Source organism: Flavobacterium sp. CF136 (assembly GCF_000282055.1).
Lineage (GTDB): Bacteria > Bacteroidota > Bacteroidia > Flavobacteriales > Flavobacteriaceae > Flavobacterium.
This window is the reverse complement of sequence record NZ_AKJZ01000008.1, coordinates 27,820-41,678: the sequence shown is the minus strand read 5'-3', so window position 1 is coordinate 41,678 and position 13,859 is coordinate 27,820. Positions and strand designations below refer to the sequence as shown.

Genomic DNA, 13,859 nt, shown 5'->3' with positions numbered 1-13,859 from the left:
AACTTAGCCTTTACAAAAGAATAAGCTTTGAATAAAGAAATCAAAATTATCGAATGTCCCCGCGATGCCATGCAAGGTATCAAAACCTTTATTCCAACAAAAAATAAGGTTACCTATATCCAGGCTTTGCTTAGAGTAGGCTTTGATACAATTGATTTTGGAAGTTTTGTGTCGCCAAAAGCTATTCCACAAATGCAGGACACGGCAGAGGTATTGGCACAGCTTGATCTTTCTCAGACGACAAGTAAATTATTGGCAATTATTGCTAATACGCAGGGTGCAGCGTTGGCTTCAGAGTATAAAGCCATTCAATATTTAGGATTTCCTTTTTCTATATCTGAGAATTTTCAAATGCGGAATACCCATAAAACCATTGCAGAATCTTTAATTTCCCTCCAAGAAATTCTCGAAATCGCTGATAAAAAAAATAAAGAAGTGGTAACCTATCTTTCTATGGGTTTCGGAAATCCGTATGGAGATCCCTGGAATGTTGAAATCGTAAGCCAATGGACAGAAAAATTGGCAGGAATGGGCGTGAAGATCTTATCACTTTCTGATACAGTGGGAAGTTCAACACCAGAAGTTATTACCTATCTTTTTTCAAATTTAATTCCTAAATACCCTCAAATCGAATTTGGCGCGCATCTGCATACGACGCCAGACAGCTGGTTCGAAAAAATAGATGCTGCCCACAAAGCAGGCTGTGCCCGTTTTGATGGCGCCATACAAGGTTTTGGAGGCTGTCCAATGGCAACTGATAAGTTAACCGGTAATATGCCTACAGAAAAACTGATCTCCTATTTTACTGCAAATAAAAAGAATACAGGCTTAAATACATTAAGTTTTGAAAGTGCTTATAATGAGGCTTCTAAATTATTTAGGAAATTTCTTTAAAAAGTTGTAACTTTACTATTGTGAGCAATAAGCTGTTGTTAAAGTGCGTTGTTTCAGTAAGTTGTAAACTTTTTATTTATGAAACTGTCAAGTATAAACAACATTCCAAAATTTTTGCTTTTAGCATTTTTGAGCTTTTCATGTTCAAGCGATTTGGATTTTAATCAGGTTGATGATCTCAAATTAGAACCTGTTTTTGTGGCTAACCTCACTTATTTTGATGTTCCGGCAAATGCTTTTGTTGATAACGGAAATGAGCAAAGTGTTATTTTTGATGCTCAGGATTTTAATCCGTTTAAAAATTCTATACTGAGAGACGATTTGGTAAAGACCGAATTTGATTTTGAGATAACAAATACCATTACACGAGCCTATAGAATTGATTTAAATCTTATTAATAAGAATAATCAAAATATTGAAACGCTGACTTTTAATGTTCCGGCTTATTCTGGAACTGCCAACATCCATAATTTTTCCGAGGTTTTTGAAAATCAAAGATTAGTGCTGCTTAAAACTACTGCTAAAATAAGTTTCGCAATAACAATGGCACCAGGCCCGCCATTGACAGAAACCAGTCCAGGAAACCTAAAACTTCGTTCGGGTGCAACGTTATATTTAGAAATAGAAGATTTGAAATGAAAATAATATATCTGAGCATATTAGTATTTATTCATGTCATCTGTTTTTCGCAAAACAAGCAAATCTTGTATAACTTTACGTCGATTCCACAATCATTACTGGTAAATCCGGGTGCCGATGTTTCGTATAAATATTATTTCGGAGTGCCTTTGTTATCGGGAATCTCAGCAAAAGTAAGCTCAAATAGTTTTTCAGCCTATGATTTATTTGCTGATAACGGAGTTGATTTTAATGATAAAGTTCGAAATATCATTAATAAATCTTCCAATAAAGACAAGGTTTATGCAAACCAGCAGCTCGAATTATTTTCAGGAGGATTCAGGGTTGGCGGCGAAGAAAGTACCTCTTATTTTTCATTTGGAGTTTATCAGGAATTCGATTTTTTAATGTACGTGCCAAAGGATCCTGCTATTTTGGCATTAGACGGAAATCGTGATTATATAGGCAAATCATTCAATTTGGGCGATATAAATCTGCGTGCCGAAGTGCTTTCAGTATTACATATTGGATTCCATAAAAAACTGAATGAAAAATTTGTTTTTGGCGGGCGTGTCAAGTTATATTCAAGCGGTGCAAATGCTACTTCGACTAAAAATTCAGGATTTATTTTTACCGCAAACGGGACAGCAGATACGAATATTTATAATCAGGTTATTTCTTCGGATCTAGAACTTAGAACCTCTGGAATTGCTGCTTTTACAAGGGATGAATATGATGGAAGTATTCCTGAGGATATTATTCATAACACCTTTTTTAACGGAAGCCTCGGTTTGGGCATTGATGCCGGATTTACATACTATTTCCAAAAAAACTTTCAATTTACGGCAAGTATCATTGATCTTGGTTTTATCAGACAATCAAAAGATATAGAAACATATACTTACAAAGGGCGTTACGAATATAACGGTGTAAACCCAAATTTCGGCTCAGTAAATGAACCGGAAAATGTTTTTGATGATTTCGCAAAAGCGATTCCTCGTGATACACTCCACAATAAATACACAACCTGGAGGCCTGTGAAATTCAATGCTTCTATTCAGTATTCATTTGGAGAATCGAGATTTGATGATGGTGAATGCAGTTGCAAAACACCAAGTAAACGTCTGTATGTAAATGCAATTGGAGCCCAATTATTTGCTATGACAATGCCAAAAAGTCCATTTGTGGCTTTTACGGCTTTTTACCAACGTCGTGTTTTCAGAAAATTAGAGATCAAAACTACTTATACAGTAGATTCCTTTTCTTATAAAAATATCGGTTTGGGACTTTCAGGAACTCTCGGAAAATTTAATATGTATGTTCTTGCTGATAATATTTTAGAATATAAAGACGTTTCCAAAGCTAATAGTCTGGCATTTCAATTTGGGATGAATTATATTTTTGACGATTCAGAATAATAATTTTTTCAGGAGCTATTCCGGCTGTCCATTGCAAGTGCTCCGGCAAAACCACTTTTTTCTAAAGGTTAAAAAGAGCTTCCGCTGGTCGCTTTTTAAACCTGAGAAAAAAAGGTTGTTTTACTTTTCGCAGCTTTCCATTTCCATCCGGGCTAGGACATAAGGTAACGATTTCGTTATCGGTTCATAAAAAATCTAAATAGGTTAGTACACAAGTTTCCAATTTATTCACTATATTTGCACGCAATTCAACTAGAAATTGCAACATGATAGCACACAACTCCAAGATTATCGGCGAAGGTTTAACTTACGATGATGTATTATTAGTACCTAACTACTCGAATGTGCTTCCTCGCGAAGTGAGTATCAAATCAAAATTTTCAAGAAATATAACACTAAACGTTCCAATCGTATCTGCTGCTATGGATACAGTTACCGAAAGCGCAATGGCAATCGCTATGGCACAAGAAGGAGGAATAGGTGTTTTACATAAAAATATGACTATCGAGCAGCAGGCTGCAAAAGTTAGAAAAGTAAAACGTGCAGAAGCCGGAATGATTATCGATCCGGTAACTTTACCAATGAATTCTACAATTGCAGATGCTAAAAACGCAATGAAAGAATTCGGAATTGGCGGAATTCCAATCGTAGACGAAAATAAAATCTTAAAAGGTATCGTAACAAACCGTGATTTACGTTTCGAGAAAAATGGAGCAAGATCAATTGTTGAGGTAATGACAAGTACAAACTTGGTTACTGTTGCAGAAGGTACTTCATTAGAGCAGGCAGAAGTAGTTTTGCAAGGTCACAAAATCGAAAAATTACCAGTTGTAAATGATAAATACGAATTAGTTGGTTTAATTACTTTCAGGGATATTACTAAACTAACTCAAAAACCAATCGCAAACAAAGATGCTTTCGGGCGTTTAAGAGTTGCTGCTGCAATTGGAGTTACAGGTGATGCTGTCGAAAGAGCCGCTGCATTAGTAGCTGCAGGTGTAGATGCTATTATTATCGATACTGCTCACGGGCATACAGAAGGTGTAGTCAATACATTAAAAGAAATTAAAACAAAATTCCCAAATATAGATGTAATTGTTGGAAACATTGCAACCCCGGAAGCTGCTAAATATTTAGTAGCAAACGGTGCTGACGGTGTAAAAGTAGGAATCGGTCCTGGTTCTATCTGTACAACCCGTATCGTTGCAGGTGTTGGTTTTCCTCAGTTTTCTGCAGTTCTTGAAGTAGCTGCAGCTATAAAAGGAACCGGAGTTCCGGTAATTGCTGATGGTGGAATTCGTTATACAGGAGATATTCCTAAAGCAATCGCTGCAGGGGCTGACTGTGTAATGTTAGGATCGTTATTAGCAGGAACAAAAGAATCACCGGGAGAAACTATTATCTTCGAAGGAAGAAAATTCAAATCATACCGCGGAATGGGTTCTGTTGAAGCAATGCAAACAGGTTCAAAAGACCGTTACTTTCAGGATGTTGAAGACGATGTTAAAAAATTAGTACCGGAAGGAATCGTTGGTCGTGTTCCTTACAAAGGAGAATTAAACGAAAGTATGCTGCAGTTCATCGGAGGTCTTCGTGCCGGAATGGGATACTGTGGATCAAAAGATATTCCGACTTTACAAGAATCAGGACGTTTTGTTCGTATCACTTCAAGCGGAATCACAGAAAGCCACCCGCATAATGTTACGATTACTAAAGAAGCTCCAAATTATTCAAGATAATTGTTTAAGTTTTCATTATAAAACAAAGAAGGCGTAAGATTTAATTCTTACGCCTTCTTTGTTTTTAATTTATAATAGAAATACCATTATTTAATTCATCAATAATATTTTGATTCTGCTCGATTGCTTCAGCCTGAGCACCATACTGCATTTGTATAGAACCGCCTTTTCCGTTGTATATAAAACCTTGATATTTGTATAAAAAATCCTTGTAATCTAATTCACATTCAAAATAATTCACAGTCAGATCATTAATTTTCTTTTTATAGATTTTAAGATTTTTAATTTTACCAAACTCTTTGTATTCATCCTCAATTGTTGATTTTAGCTTTTTATCGGATATAAAATAATCATATTCAATAAAATAGGCATTTACTAAATTGTATTTATCATTAAATTGAACATCCCAGTCAGTTGATTCAGTAAGAATCCAATTTTCAGGAGCATATTTTATTTGATAAATTCCTTTTCGGCTGGTGTAGGTTTCTACTTTTGAGTTATCATTGGTTTGTCCTGTCATGCAAAAACAAGACAGAAGAAACAACAGAATTAATTTTTTCGACATTTATTTATGTTTTTTCAGTTTTATTCCTTTTTCGGATTAGAGATATTTAGAACGAAAATAATAAATTAAAACTGACTTGTTTTAAAATCATATTAACTTTCTTTAAAAAGTTTAGTCATTCTGTTTAGTTCTTCTGTAAATTTCAATTGTCAGAGTTGTTTAATTTAAAAAGGAAAATATTTTAAGGAGTTGCTGTCTGTTCAGCTTCTCTGAGTTTTTGATTATCAAGAATCTGCTGTAAAAATGGCTTGATCTGGTTTTCAATTTCTGTCTCAGAAATATCCAAAACTTTCGGATCGTTTACTAATTCAAACCAGGGTTTCGGACCATCAAAATTATAACTTCCAAAAACAACGACCGGAGTTCCTTTTACTTTCACATTCTCACTGTCTTTCAGGATCCATTCATCTGCCCATTTATAAAGGTATTTAGCATCTTTTTCAAGTAAACGCAAGCACGAATGTGAGGCAGGATAACCGGGTAGTTCATATTGATGAAAACCGACTCCTAATTTATTTTCGATATTGAAATTCCATTTTAAGTCCCATTCGTCATTAAAAGTACTCGTTGTTTTTTCGGCTTTCCAGTTGGTGAAAAATAATCCGGTTGGAGTAGGGTCTTTTTTTCTCCCCATGCTTGTTGGACCTGTATAAACAAGTTCGCCATTCTCATATGCTGCAAAAGTTTGGGTAGCGTAAGAAAAAATCAGGATTTTTGAAACATCTTCTAAAGAAGAAATATGCAAGGGAAAAGGAAGGTAATAAACCAAATCACCACTAAAATCACTTGGAACTATAATTGAATCCATTTTTGCGAGATTAGCTTTGTCCGTTCTATTTAGAGCGTAAGCAATATCTAGTTTAGTAGAATCACTTTTATTGCCTTCAAGCCATTGTTTTGTTTTTTCAAAATGATAAGAAACAGAAGATTTTGGTTTATTGTATTCAATAGTTTTGTGAGCTTTGGTTTCAGTTGTTTTTGTAGTTTCGCTTTTTTTGCAAGAGCCTAATACCAAAACTAATAAAAGGAAGATATTTGATGTGTAATATAACTTTTTCATACATAGGGTTTTTAACCTTGTAAAGTTATTTTATTTGCCAATTATCTGAGTTACACAATTTTTTGAATTGTTTGTTTGATTTGCATTAGTTTTTAAATTAGTTCTTGATTTTAAGAATACAATCATAGTTATTTATTAAAAAATACTTTAATAATTGTTTTAAGCAGGTTATTTGTTGTTGAATTTTATTATATTTCAATATTAATAAAGATATATGCAAATATTAAAACTAGTTCATATTGATGGTTTTATAGATGGTGGAAGCTCAAAGCCTTTACTGATTACAGCTGTTGATGAAGCTGGAAATGTTAATCAATATGTGATGAAACTTTTTAAGAAAAATTATGTTGATCAAAATTTTAGTATTGCAAAAGAGGTTTTAATCTCAGAATTAGCAAAGGAATTTAATCTATCAGTTCCAAATTATGCGGTTATTGATATTGATCATAGTTTACTAATTGAATATTTTGACAATGATGAATTAGAAAAATTGGATTCAGGGTACAAGTTCTGCAGTGAATTTAATGGGCAATATGTAATTTTTAACCCATTAGTTTCTCTCCAGTTTATAAAATCATATGATATTGCAAATTTGTTTGCATTTGACAATGTCATAATAAATAGTGATAGAGGAGGTTTTCGAAATAAACCCAACCTATTGGTTAATGATGATGAAATTTTGTTGATTGATCATGAACAAACTTTACCTTTTATAAATAACTCTTACAGTAATCCAAATTATTTCACTTATTTGCAAAATTACCCCTTTCAACGTCATTTAGTAATCACTCATTTAAAATCTATGAGATTAAAAAATGGTATTTTTGATGAGTTTTTAGAAATGTTAAAGCATTTGAATATAGAAAGATTTATAAGTATTTTTGATGAATTGGATTATTTAAAGATTAACTTCGGTGATAGAGATGATTTTTTTTTATTTTTGGAATGGCTTAAAAGTAAAAGAATTCCAATATGTAATCATTTAATTGGTATAATAAAATGAAAACAGATTTTTATAAATATTGTATATTAAAATATAAGCATACTCCGTTTCTTGATGAGAGTATTAATATTGGCTTACTTATATTTTATAGTAATACGGGTGATTTTTCATTTACTTATTCTAAAAATTTAAGTCGTATAAAAAACATTTATAACAACATTCCTGAAAGAACAATTAAGGAATATCTTAAGCAAATTGATAAAAAACTGGCAAAATTATCATCAAGTAATGATATATTCTATAAATTAGAAGTTGATGATTTACCTTCATTTATCTCTAGATATTTACTACCATTCGATGGAAGTGTTTTGCAGTTTACCAATTGTAAGACATATTTACAGAATGACTTTCAAAATGACTTTATAAAAAAAATTCTTGTAAATAAATATTTTATTGATGATATAAAGTTTCATTTTAATCAACCAAAAGAGCCTCAACTTTCGCAACAATTTTATAATAACTTGAAAGGACTAGATTTTAAATCTATCAATAAAAATGAGAAAAAATTCTTTGTTGATTATACTATTGTAAATGAAACTGGGAATGAGTTTAAGTTTGATTATGCTTGGCAAAATGGCAGTTTGAATTTAATAAAACCTATAAGTTTTGATCTTAAAGAGTCAAAAAGTATTGCAGAGAAAGCGTATAAAAATTTGGGACAGTTTATTGATTTAGAAAATGAGGCAAAGAAAAATAATTTACGTTATGATTTATTATTAGGAAAACCTAAATCTAAAAATTTATTTAAAGATTATGATCATGCAATTTCTTTATTAGAAAAAATAAAATATGCTAAAATAATTGAGGAAAATGAAATTGATGGGTATTCTAATAAAGCTATTAAGGCTATTACAGAATAGCTTTAAACTTGTGTGATTTTTAAATCAATCCTTTTATTTTCGCATGCTGCAATAATAAAATAGTTTTAGCATCCAGAATTTCACCGGATTCAATCATTGCGTAAGCTTCATCAAAAGTATATTCAAGGACTTCAATGTTTTCCTGTTCATGATCCAGTCCGCCTCCTTCACTTACTTTCATGGTTTCATCATATTCTCCAACAAAAAGATATAAAATTTCTGTTACGGCCCCTGGAGACATATAGGTTTCCATAACTTTTTGAACCCTATTTAGTCGATATCCGGTTTCTTCTTCGGTTTCACGAATAATGCATTCTTCGGCATTATCCTGATCTAAAAGACCTGCGCAAACTTCAATCATCATTCCGGATTTATTTCCGTTAAGGAAAGTAGGTAAACGAAACTGCCTTGTTAAGATGACTGTTTTTTTATAAGTATTATAAAGTAGAATAGCTGCTCCGTTTCCGCGATCATAAATTTCACGGATATGAGTTTGGGATGCTTCGTTTTCTTTTTGGTAACTGTAAGTTACCTTATTCAAAATATACCAATTGTCTGATAATAATTTAGTTTCTTTTATTTCAATTTTTGGATCTGCCATAATTAAAAATGTTTTGTATAAAAAAAAACGCCCTGATTATCAGAGCGTTTAGTGTTGTTAATGCATTATTGTTTGCTTTCTGTCTGGTCCAACCGATACGATTTTGATTGGCACTTCAACTTCTTTCTCAATATATTCAATATATTCTTTTAGCTCTTTTGGCAATTGATCGTAAGTGGTCATTCCAGTTAAGTCAGCTTGCCATCCTTTAAATTCTTTATAAAGAGGAGTTACATTTTCCGGTTCGATGTTATAAGGAAAGTGCGAAATGTTTTCTCCTTTATAGTTGTAATCTGTACATACTTTTAGCGTTTCGAATCCGGAAAGTACATCACCTTTCATCATCATCAATTGTGTTACTCCGTTTACCTGAACAGCATATTTTAAAGCCACTAAATCTAACCAGCCACAACGTCTTTGTCTTCCTGTAACAGATCCAAATTCGTTTCCGACTCTTGCCATTGTAGCACCAATTTCGTCAAAAAGTTCAGTTGGAAAAGGTCCGCTGCCAACACGTGTAACGTAAGCTTTAAAAATTCCGTAAACTTCTTTGATTTTATTCGGGGCAATTCCTAAACCGGTACAAGCTCCGGCAGCAGTAGTGTTTGATGAAGTTACGAAGGGATAAGTTCCAAAATCAACATCTAATAAAGATCCCTGAGCACCTTCGCATAAAATAGATTTACCTGCTTTTTGAGCCTGGTACATGTATTCTTCACTGTCAATAAAATCTAATTTTTTTAATTCTTCAATAGCTTCAAAGAACTCTTTTTCAAGTTCTTCTAAGTTATATTGAATAGCAACATCATAAAAAGCAATCATCGCTTCGTGTTTGTCCGCTAATGCTCTGTATCTTTCTTTAAAATCTTCTAATTCGATATCTCCGACACGTAATCCGTTTCTACCGGTTTTGTCCATATAAGTTGGACCAATTCCTTTAAGGGTAGAACCAATTTTCGCTTTTCCTTTTGATGCTTCAGAGGCTGCATCCAATAAACGGTGAGTTGGTAAAATTAAATGTGCTTTTCTGGAAATGATTAGTTTCGTTTTGATATCTATTTTAAATTTCTCTAAACCTTCAATTTCTTTTTGAAAAACTACCGGATCTATTACAACACCATTTCCGATGATGTTTATTGATTTTTTATGAAAAATTCCAGAAGGAATGGTTCTAAGTACATGTTTGATTCCGTCAAATTCTAATGTATGTCCTGCATTTGGTCCTCCCTGAAAACGTGCAATAATATCATAATTTGAGGTAAGAACGTCAACAATTTTTCCTTTACCTTCATCTCCCCATTGTAATCCTAGTAATAAATCTACGGTCATTCTGTTTTAATTTGCGTTGAGACAATTTAAGTTGCCCTACTGATTAATGTAGTTAATTTTCTTTTTTAATATTTTTTGAATAATTCCTTTCCGGACTATTGTTTTTGCTTTCTGTTACCGTAGAAATACAATGAATGATTCGTGATTTCGATATCAAAGATTTCTTCGATTGTTTTTTTGATGGTTTGAATTCTTGGGTCGCAAAATTCAATAACCTCACCAGAATCTGTCATAATGATGTGATCGTGCTGCTTATCAAAATATGATTTCTCGTAGTAAGCCTGATTTTGCCCAAATTGATGTTTTCTAACCAAAGCGCAGTCCAACAATAACTCGATCGTGTTGTATAAAGTTGCTCTACTCACACGATAGTTTTTGTTTTTCATTTTGATATAAAGGTTTTCTATGTCAAAATGCTCTTCGCTATCGTAAATTTCCTGAAGTATAGCATAACGCTCAGGAGTTTTGCGATGCCCTTTTTGCTCAAGATACATTGTGAAAACATTTTTTACAATTTCTTGATTCCTAGTGTTGTCAGTTGAAATTAGTGTCATAATCTGGCAAAGATAATTTTTTATTTTAATGAATAAAAGTTTAAGGTTCAAAGTTTAACTTTCAGATCAGGATTAAGTCAGTCTTAATGTGCTTGTTGTAGGCTTTTGGATGACTATTTTTTCCTGATCAGAGTAAACATATTAACATATTTGTTTCTATTTATGATAAAACTAACAATTGTTATTTGACTTTTGTCATAAACATATACCAGTTCCATTCCCAGGTTTTTCCTTTGTCATCACTCATGGCCTGGCTCCAGACAGGATTTTTTTCATCTCTGGCGTCCCATCGAAACGCCTGAATTACATCTTTGTTTTCATATGTGTCTTTTGAGAAAAAGTGCCCAACATTATTTTCAAAAGAGCCTACTACCGGTTTGTCTAAAACACCTGTATTTGAATCAGACCAATAAATACTCCATAATTTTGTCAGAGGATTAAACAAACGAACTGTCATACCTTCAAAAGGTTCTCCGTCAAAAGTAGCCAGGAAGTTATCGATATTGCCAATTCCGTTTAAAATAGTATACATTTCCTGAGTCGATGGAAATTCGATCCATTCCGTACAATTGGAAAGTCTTGTTTTCAATTTTTTATTTATAATATTGGATTTGCCTTTAAAAAAATCAAAATCATTTTTCGAAGAAGAATCAGAGGCTGTAATGATAAGTTCTCCTTTTTCATCAAAATTTAATTCCGGTATTTTTAAATTATCATTTTTCATAACTAAAAGCTTTTATTTTTAATTGATCGTTTATAAAGAATTAAGTCCTGTATTCTCTGGTCACTTTATCGACTCCGTCAATTTTTTTAATAGCGTTGATCATTTTTTTCAAAATGGTATTGTTTTTTACAATTACAGCGATCTGACCGTGAAATATTCCGGCATCAGTACTCAAAGAAATACTCTGGATATTCACACTCATATTGTTGGAAATAACTTTGGTCAGCTGATTGGTAAGCCCTAAAACATCCATTCCTGTAATGTTGATAATAGCTTTGAATTCTTCCTGAGACGAATCGATCCATTTTGCACTCATGATACGGTAGGCATAATTCGACTGCATTCCAATTGCATTTGGGCAATCTTTTTTATGCACTTTTATCCCTTCATTGATGGTTACAAATCCAAAAACGTCATCTCCCGGAATTGGGTTACAGCATTGTGAAAGCTTGTAATCGAGTTTGTCATGTTCAGTCCCAAAAACCAGCATGTCATAATTGCTGCTGATAACTTGTTTGTGAATGTCTTCATCAGCAGTATCTTTATTCCTTTTAATTTTATTTTTAAAGAAATTAATGATAGAATTACTTTTTTGTGCAGCATAATCTTTTAATTGCTGGTTTTCGATTGCACCGATTCCAACTCTGTAAAATAAATCTAAACTGGTTTTAAGCCTGAAAAAATTAACTAATTCATTGATGACCTGTTCACTTATGGTAATCTTTAAATGTTTCAGTTTTCGGGTAAGCAATTCTTTTCCTTCTTCCGCAATTTTTTTGGTGTTTTCGTTTAAAACATTTTTAATTTTATTTTTCGCCCGGGAAGTCGTTACATATTCTAACCAGTTTATCGTTGGTTTTTGATTGGCAGAGGTAATAACTTCAACCTGATCACCGCTTTTAAGTTCATGATTTAATGGTACCAAACGTCCGTTTACACGTGTTCCTCTGGTTTTGATTCCGATTTCTGAGTGAATACTAAATGCAAAATCCAATGAAGTAGCCCCTTTTGGTAATGATTTGATTTCTCCTTTTGGCGTAAAGACGAAAATTTCTTTTGAATATAAATTCATTTTGAAATCTTCTACAAAATCTACCGCATTGGTTTCCTGATTCTCCAAAGCTTCACGAAGTAAATTTAGCCACACATCCAAACCGCTTTCTTCGGTAGCGCCATTTTTGTATTTGTAATGGGCTGCATATCCTTTTTCGGCAATTTCATCCATACGTTCGCTTCGAACCTGCACTTCAACCCAACGTCCTTTTGGTCCCATCACGGTAATGTGCAAAGCTTCGTAGCCTGTTGATTTTGGAGACGAAATCCAGTCACGCAAACGACTCGGACTTGGTCTGTAGTGATCCGTTACGATTGAATAAATTTTCCAGGCTATAAATTTTTCATCATGAGAGTCACATTTATAGACAATTCGAAGGGCAAATTTGTCGTACACTTCATCAAAACTCACATTTTGGGCCCTCATTTTTCGACGTATCGAATAAATAGATTTTGGTCGTCCTTTTATGATGTAATCAATATTTTCGTTGTCTAAAGATTTTTTCAGAACATCTGAAATATCTTTAATGTAAGCATCCTGTTCTTCTTTGGTTTCTCTTATTTTGCTTACGATATCTTCGTAAACTGCCGGCTCAGTATATTTTAAGCCTAAATCTTCCAGTTTGGTTTTAATGTTATAAAGTCCCAAACGATGGGCGAGTGGTGCATAAATGTATAACGTTTCTGAGGCAATTTTTGTTTGTTTGTATTCGACCATTGAATCCATTGTCTGCATATTGTGCAGACGGTCCGCCAATTTGATTAAAATTACACGTACATCATCGTTTAGGGTCAGAATCATTTTACGGAAATTTTCTGCCTGCATGGACGCATTCAAATCTTTTTGAACTAATGAAATCTTAGTTAAACCTTCAACTAATTGAGCTACTTTTGGATTAAATAACCGCTCAATATCTTCAACAGTTATGGGAGTATCTTCGACAACATCATGCAATAATGCCGCAGCAATAGAAGTGGCCCCCAAACCAATTTCGGAAGCTACAATTTTCGCAACTGCAATAGGATGAAAGATATACGCTTCGCCGGATTTTCGTCTTTGTTCTTTATGGGCATCAACAGCCACATCAAAAGCTTTCCGAATTAACTTTTTATCTGCAGGTGTTAAAGTTTGATAACTGATTCTAAGTAATTCTTTATACTCTTGGGCAATTGCTTTGTTTTCTTTTTCTATATCTATTTCTATCATAACGGCATGGTTCAATTCTTAAAAATAAGGATTTGTTTGAATATACGCAAGGCTTTGCATTGTTGATTTCAGATTTTAGATTTTAGATTTTTTAGCTTGTCGAATCGAGTAGATTAGAGATTATTTTGTGTTTCAAAAGGACTTCGACTCCGCTCAGTCGGACAATATAAAAGTTATCTTTTTGTTAGAAAAAAAAGTAAAAAACATTTAAAAATGAAGAAAGCAAAGTCGCAG

The 13,859-nt window shown here is 33.1% G+C and carries 13 protein-coding genes; 6 read left to right on the top strand and 7 right to left on the bottom strand.

Features of this window, described 5'->3' with window-relative positions:
- Window positions 1–27: 27 nt before the first annotated feature.
- The 4 genes from PMI10_RS02640 to guaB all read left to right on the top strand — a co-directional run bounded on the left by PMI10_RS02640 (window position 28) and on the right by guaB (window position 4,669).
- A complete protein-coding gene (locus tag PMI10_RS02640; RefSeq protein ID WP_007804195.1) occupies window positions 28–894 on the top strand; it encodes a hydroxymethylglutaryl-CoA lyase in 867 nt (288 codons plus the stop codon).
- Between the two features lie 78 nt (window positions 895–972).
- Window positions 973–1,533: a hypothetical protein gene (locus PMI10_RS02635; protein WP_007804193.1), complete on the top strand. Its 561-nt coding sequence runs from the start codon at window positions 973–975 to the stop codon at window positions 1,531–1,533.
- A gap of 65 nt (window positions 1,534–1,598) precedes the next feature.
- On the top strand, window positions 1,599–2,930 hold the full coding sequence (locus tag PMI10_RS02630) for a DUF5723 family protein (protein ID WP_238539442.1): 1,332 nt from the start codon (window positions 1,599–1,601) through the stop codon (window positions 2,928–2,930).
- A gap of 266 nt (window positions 2,931–3,196) precedes the next feature.
- Window positions 3,197–4,669, top strand: a complete 1,473-nt coding sequence (guaB, locus tag PMI10_RS02625) for an IMP dehydrogenase (protein WP_007804189.1) — start codon at window positions 3,197–3,199, stop codon at window positions 4,667–4,669.
- Between the two features lie 64 nt (window positions 4,670–4,733).
- Here guaB and PMI10_RS02620 read toward each other — a convergent pair whose 3' ends face one another.
- Together PMI10_RS02620 and PMI10_RS02615 are read right to left on the bottom strand one after the other, a co-directional pair.
- A complete protein-coding gene (locus tag PMI10_RS02620) occupies window positions 4,734–5,234 on the bottom strand; it encodes a hypothetical protein (protein WP_007804187.1) in 501 nt (166 codons plus the stop codon).
- Between the two features lie 181 nt (window positions 5,235–5,415).
- The gene (locus PMI10_RS02615) at window positions 5,416–6,294 is read right to left on the bottom strand and encodes a L,D-transpeptidase (RefSeq protein ID WP_007804185.1); all 879 of its coding nucleotides are present in this window, start codon (window positions 6,292–6,294) and stop codon (window positions 5,416–5,418) included.
- A gap of 214 nt (window positions 6,295–6,508) precedes the next feature.
- Here PMI10_RS02615 and PMI10_RS02610 point away from each other — a divergent pair, with 214 nt between their 5' ends.
- Both PMI10_RS02610 and PMI10_RS02605 read left to right on the top strand, forming a co-directional pair.
- On the top strand, window positions 6,509–7,297 hold the full coding sequence (locus PMI10_RS02610) for a HipA family kinase (protein WP_007804181.1): 789 nt from the start codon (window positions 6,509–6,511) through the stop codon (window positions 7,295–7,297).
- Window positions 7,294–8,157, top strand: coding sequence for a DUF3037 domain-containing protein (locus PMI10_RS02605; protein WP_007804179.1), 864 nt, complete (start codon window positions 7,294–7,296; stop codon window positions 8,155–8,157). Before PMI10_RS02610 ends, PMI10_RS02605 begins: the two co-directional genes overlap by 4 nt.
- Window positions 8,158–8,176: 19 nt before the next feature.
- On the opposite strand, the gene PMI10_RS02600 is transcribed toward PMI10_RS02605, so the two are convergent.
- The 5 genes from PMI10_RS02600 to PMI10_RS02580 form a co-directional block, all read right to left on the bottom strand.
- Window positions 8,177–8,758 (bottom strand): NUDIX domain-containing protein, encoded by a 582-nt coding sequence (locus PMI10_RS02600; protein WP_007804177.1) that lies wholly within the window; start codon window positions 8,756–8,758, stop codon window positions 8,177–8,179.
- Between the two features lie 57 nt (window positions 8,759–8,815).
- The gene (locus PMI10_RS02595; RefSeq protein ID WP_007804175.1) at window positions 8,816–10,087 is read right to left on the bottom strand and encodes an adenylosuccinate synthase; all 1,272 of its coding nucleotides are present in this window, start codon (window positions 10,085–10,087) and stop codon (window positions 8,816–8,818) included.
- Between the two features lie 95 nt (window positions 10,088–10,182).
- Entirely contained in the window at window positions 10,183–10,641 is a 459-nt protein-coding gene (locus PMI10_RS02590; protein WP_035631246.1) for a Fur family transcriptional regulator, read from the bottom strand.
- Window positions 10,642–10,822: 181 nt separating this feature from the next.
- Entirely contained in the window at window positions 10,823–11,365 is a 543-nt protein-coding gene (locus PMI10_RS21815; protein ID WP_007804171.1) for a hypothetical protein, read from the bottom strand.
- A 40-nt stretch (window positions 11,366–11,405) separates the two neighbouring features.
- Window positions 11,406–13,625, bottom strand: coding sequence for a RelA/SpoT family protein (locus PMI10_RS02580; RefSeq protein WP_007804170.1), 2,220 nt, complete (start codon window positions 13,623–13,625; stop codon window positions 11,406–11,408).
- Window positions 13,626–13,859 lie beyond the last annotated feature (234 nt).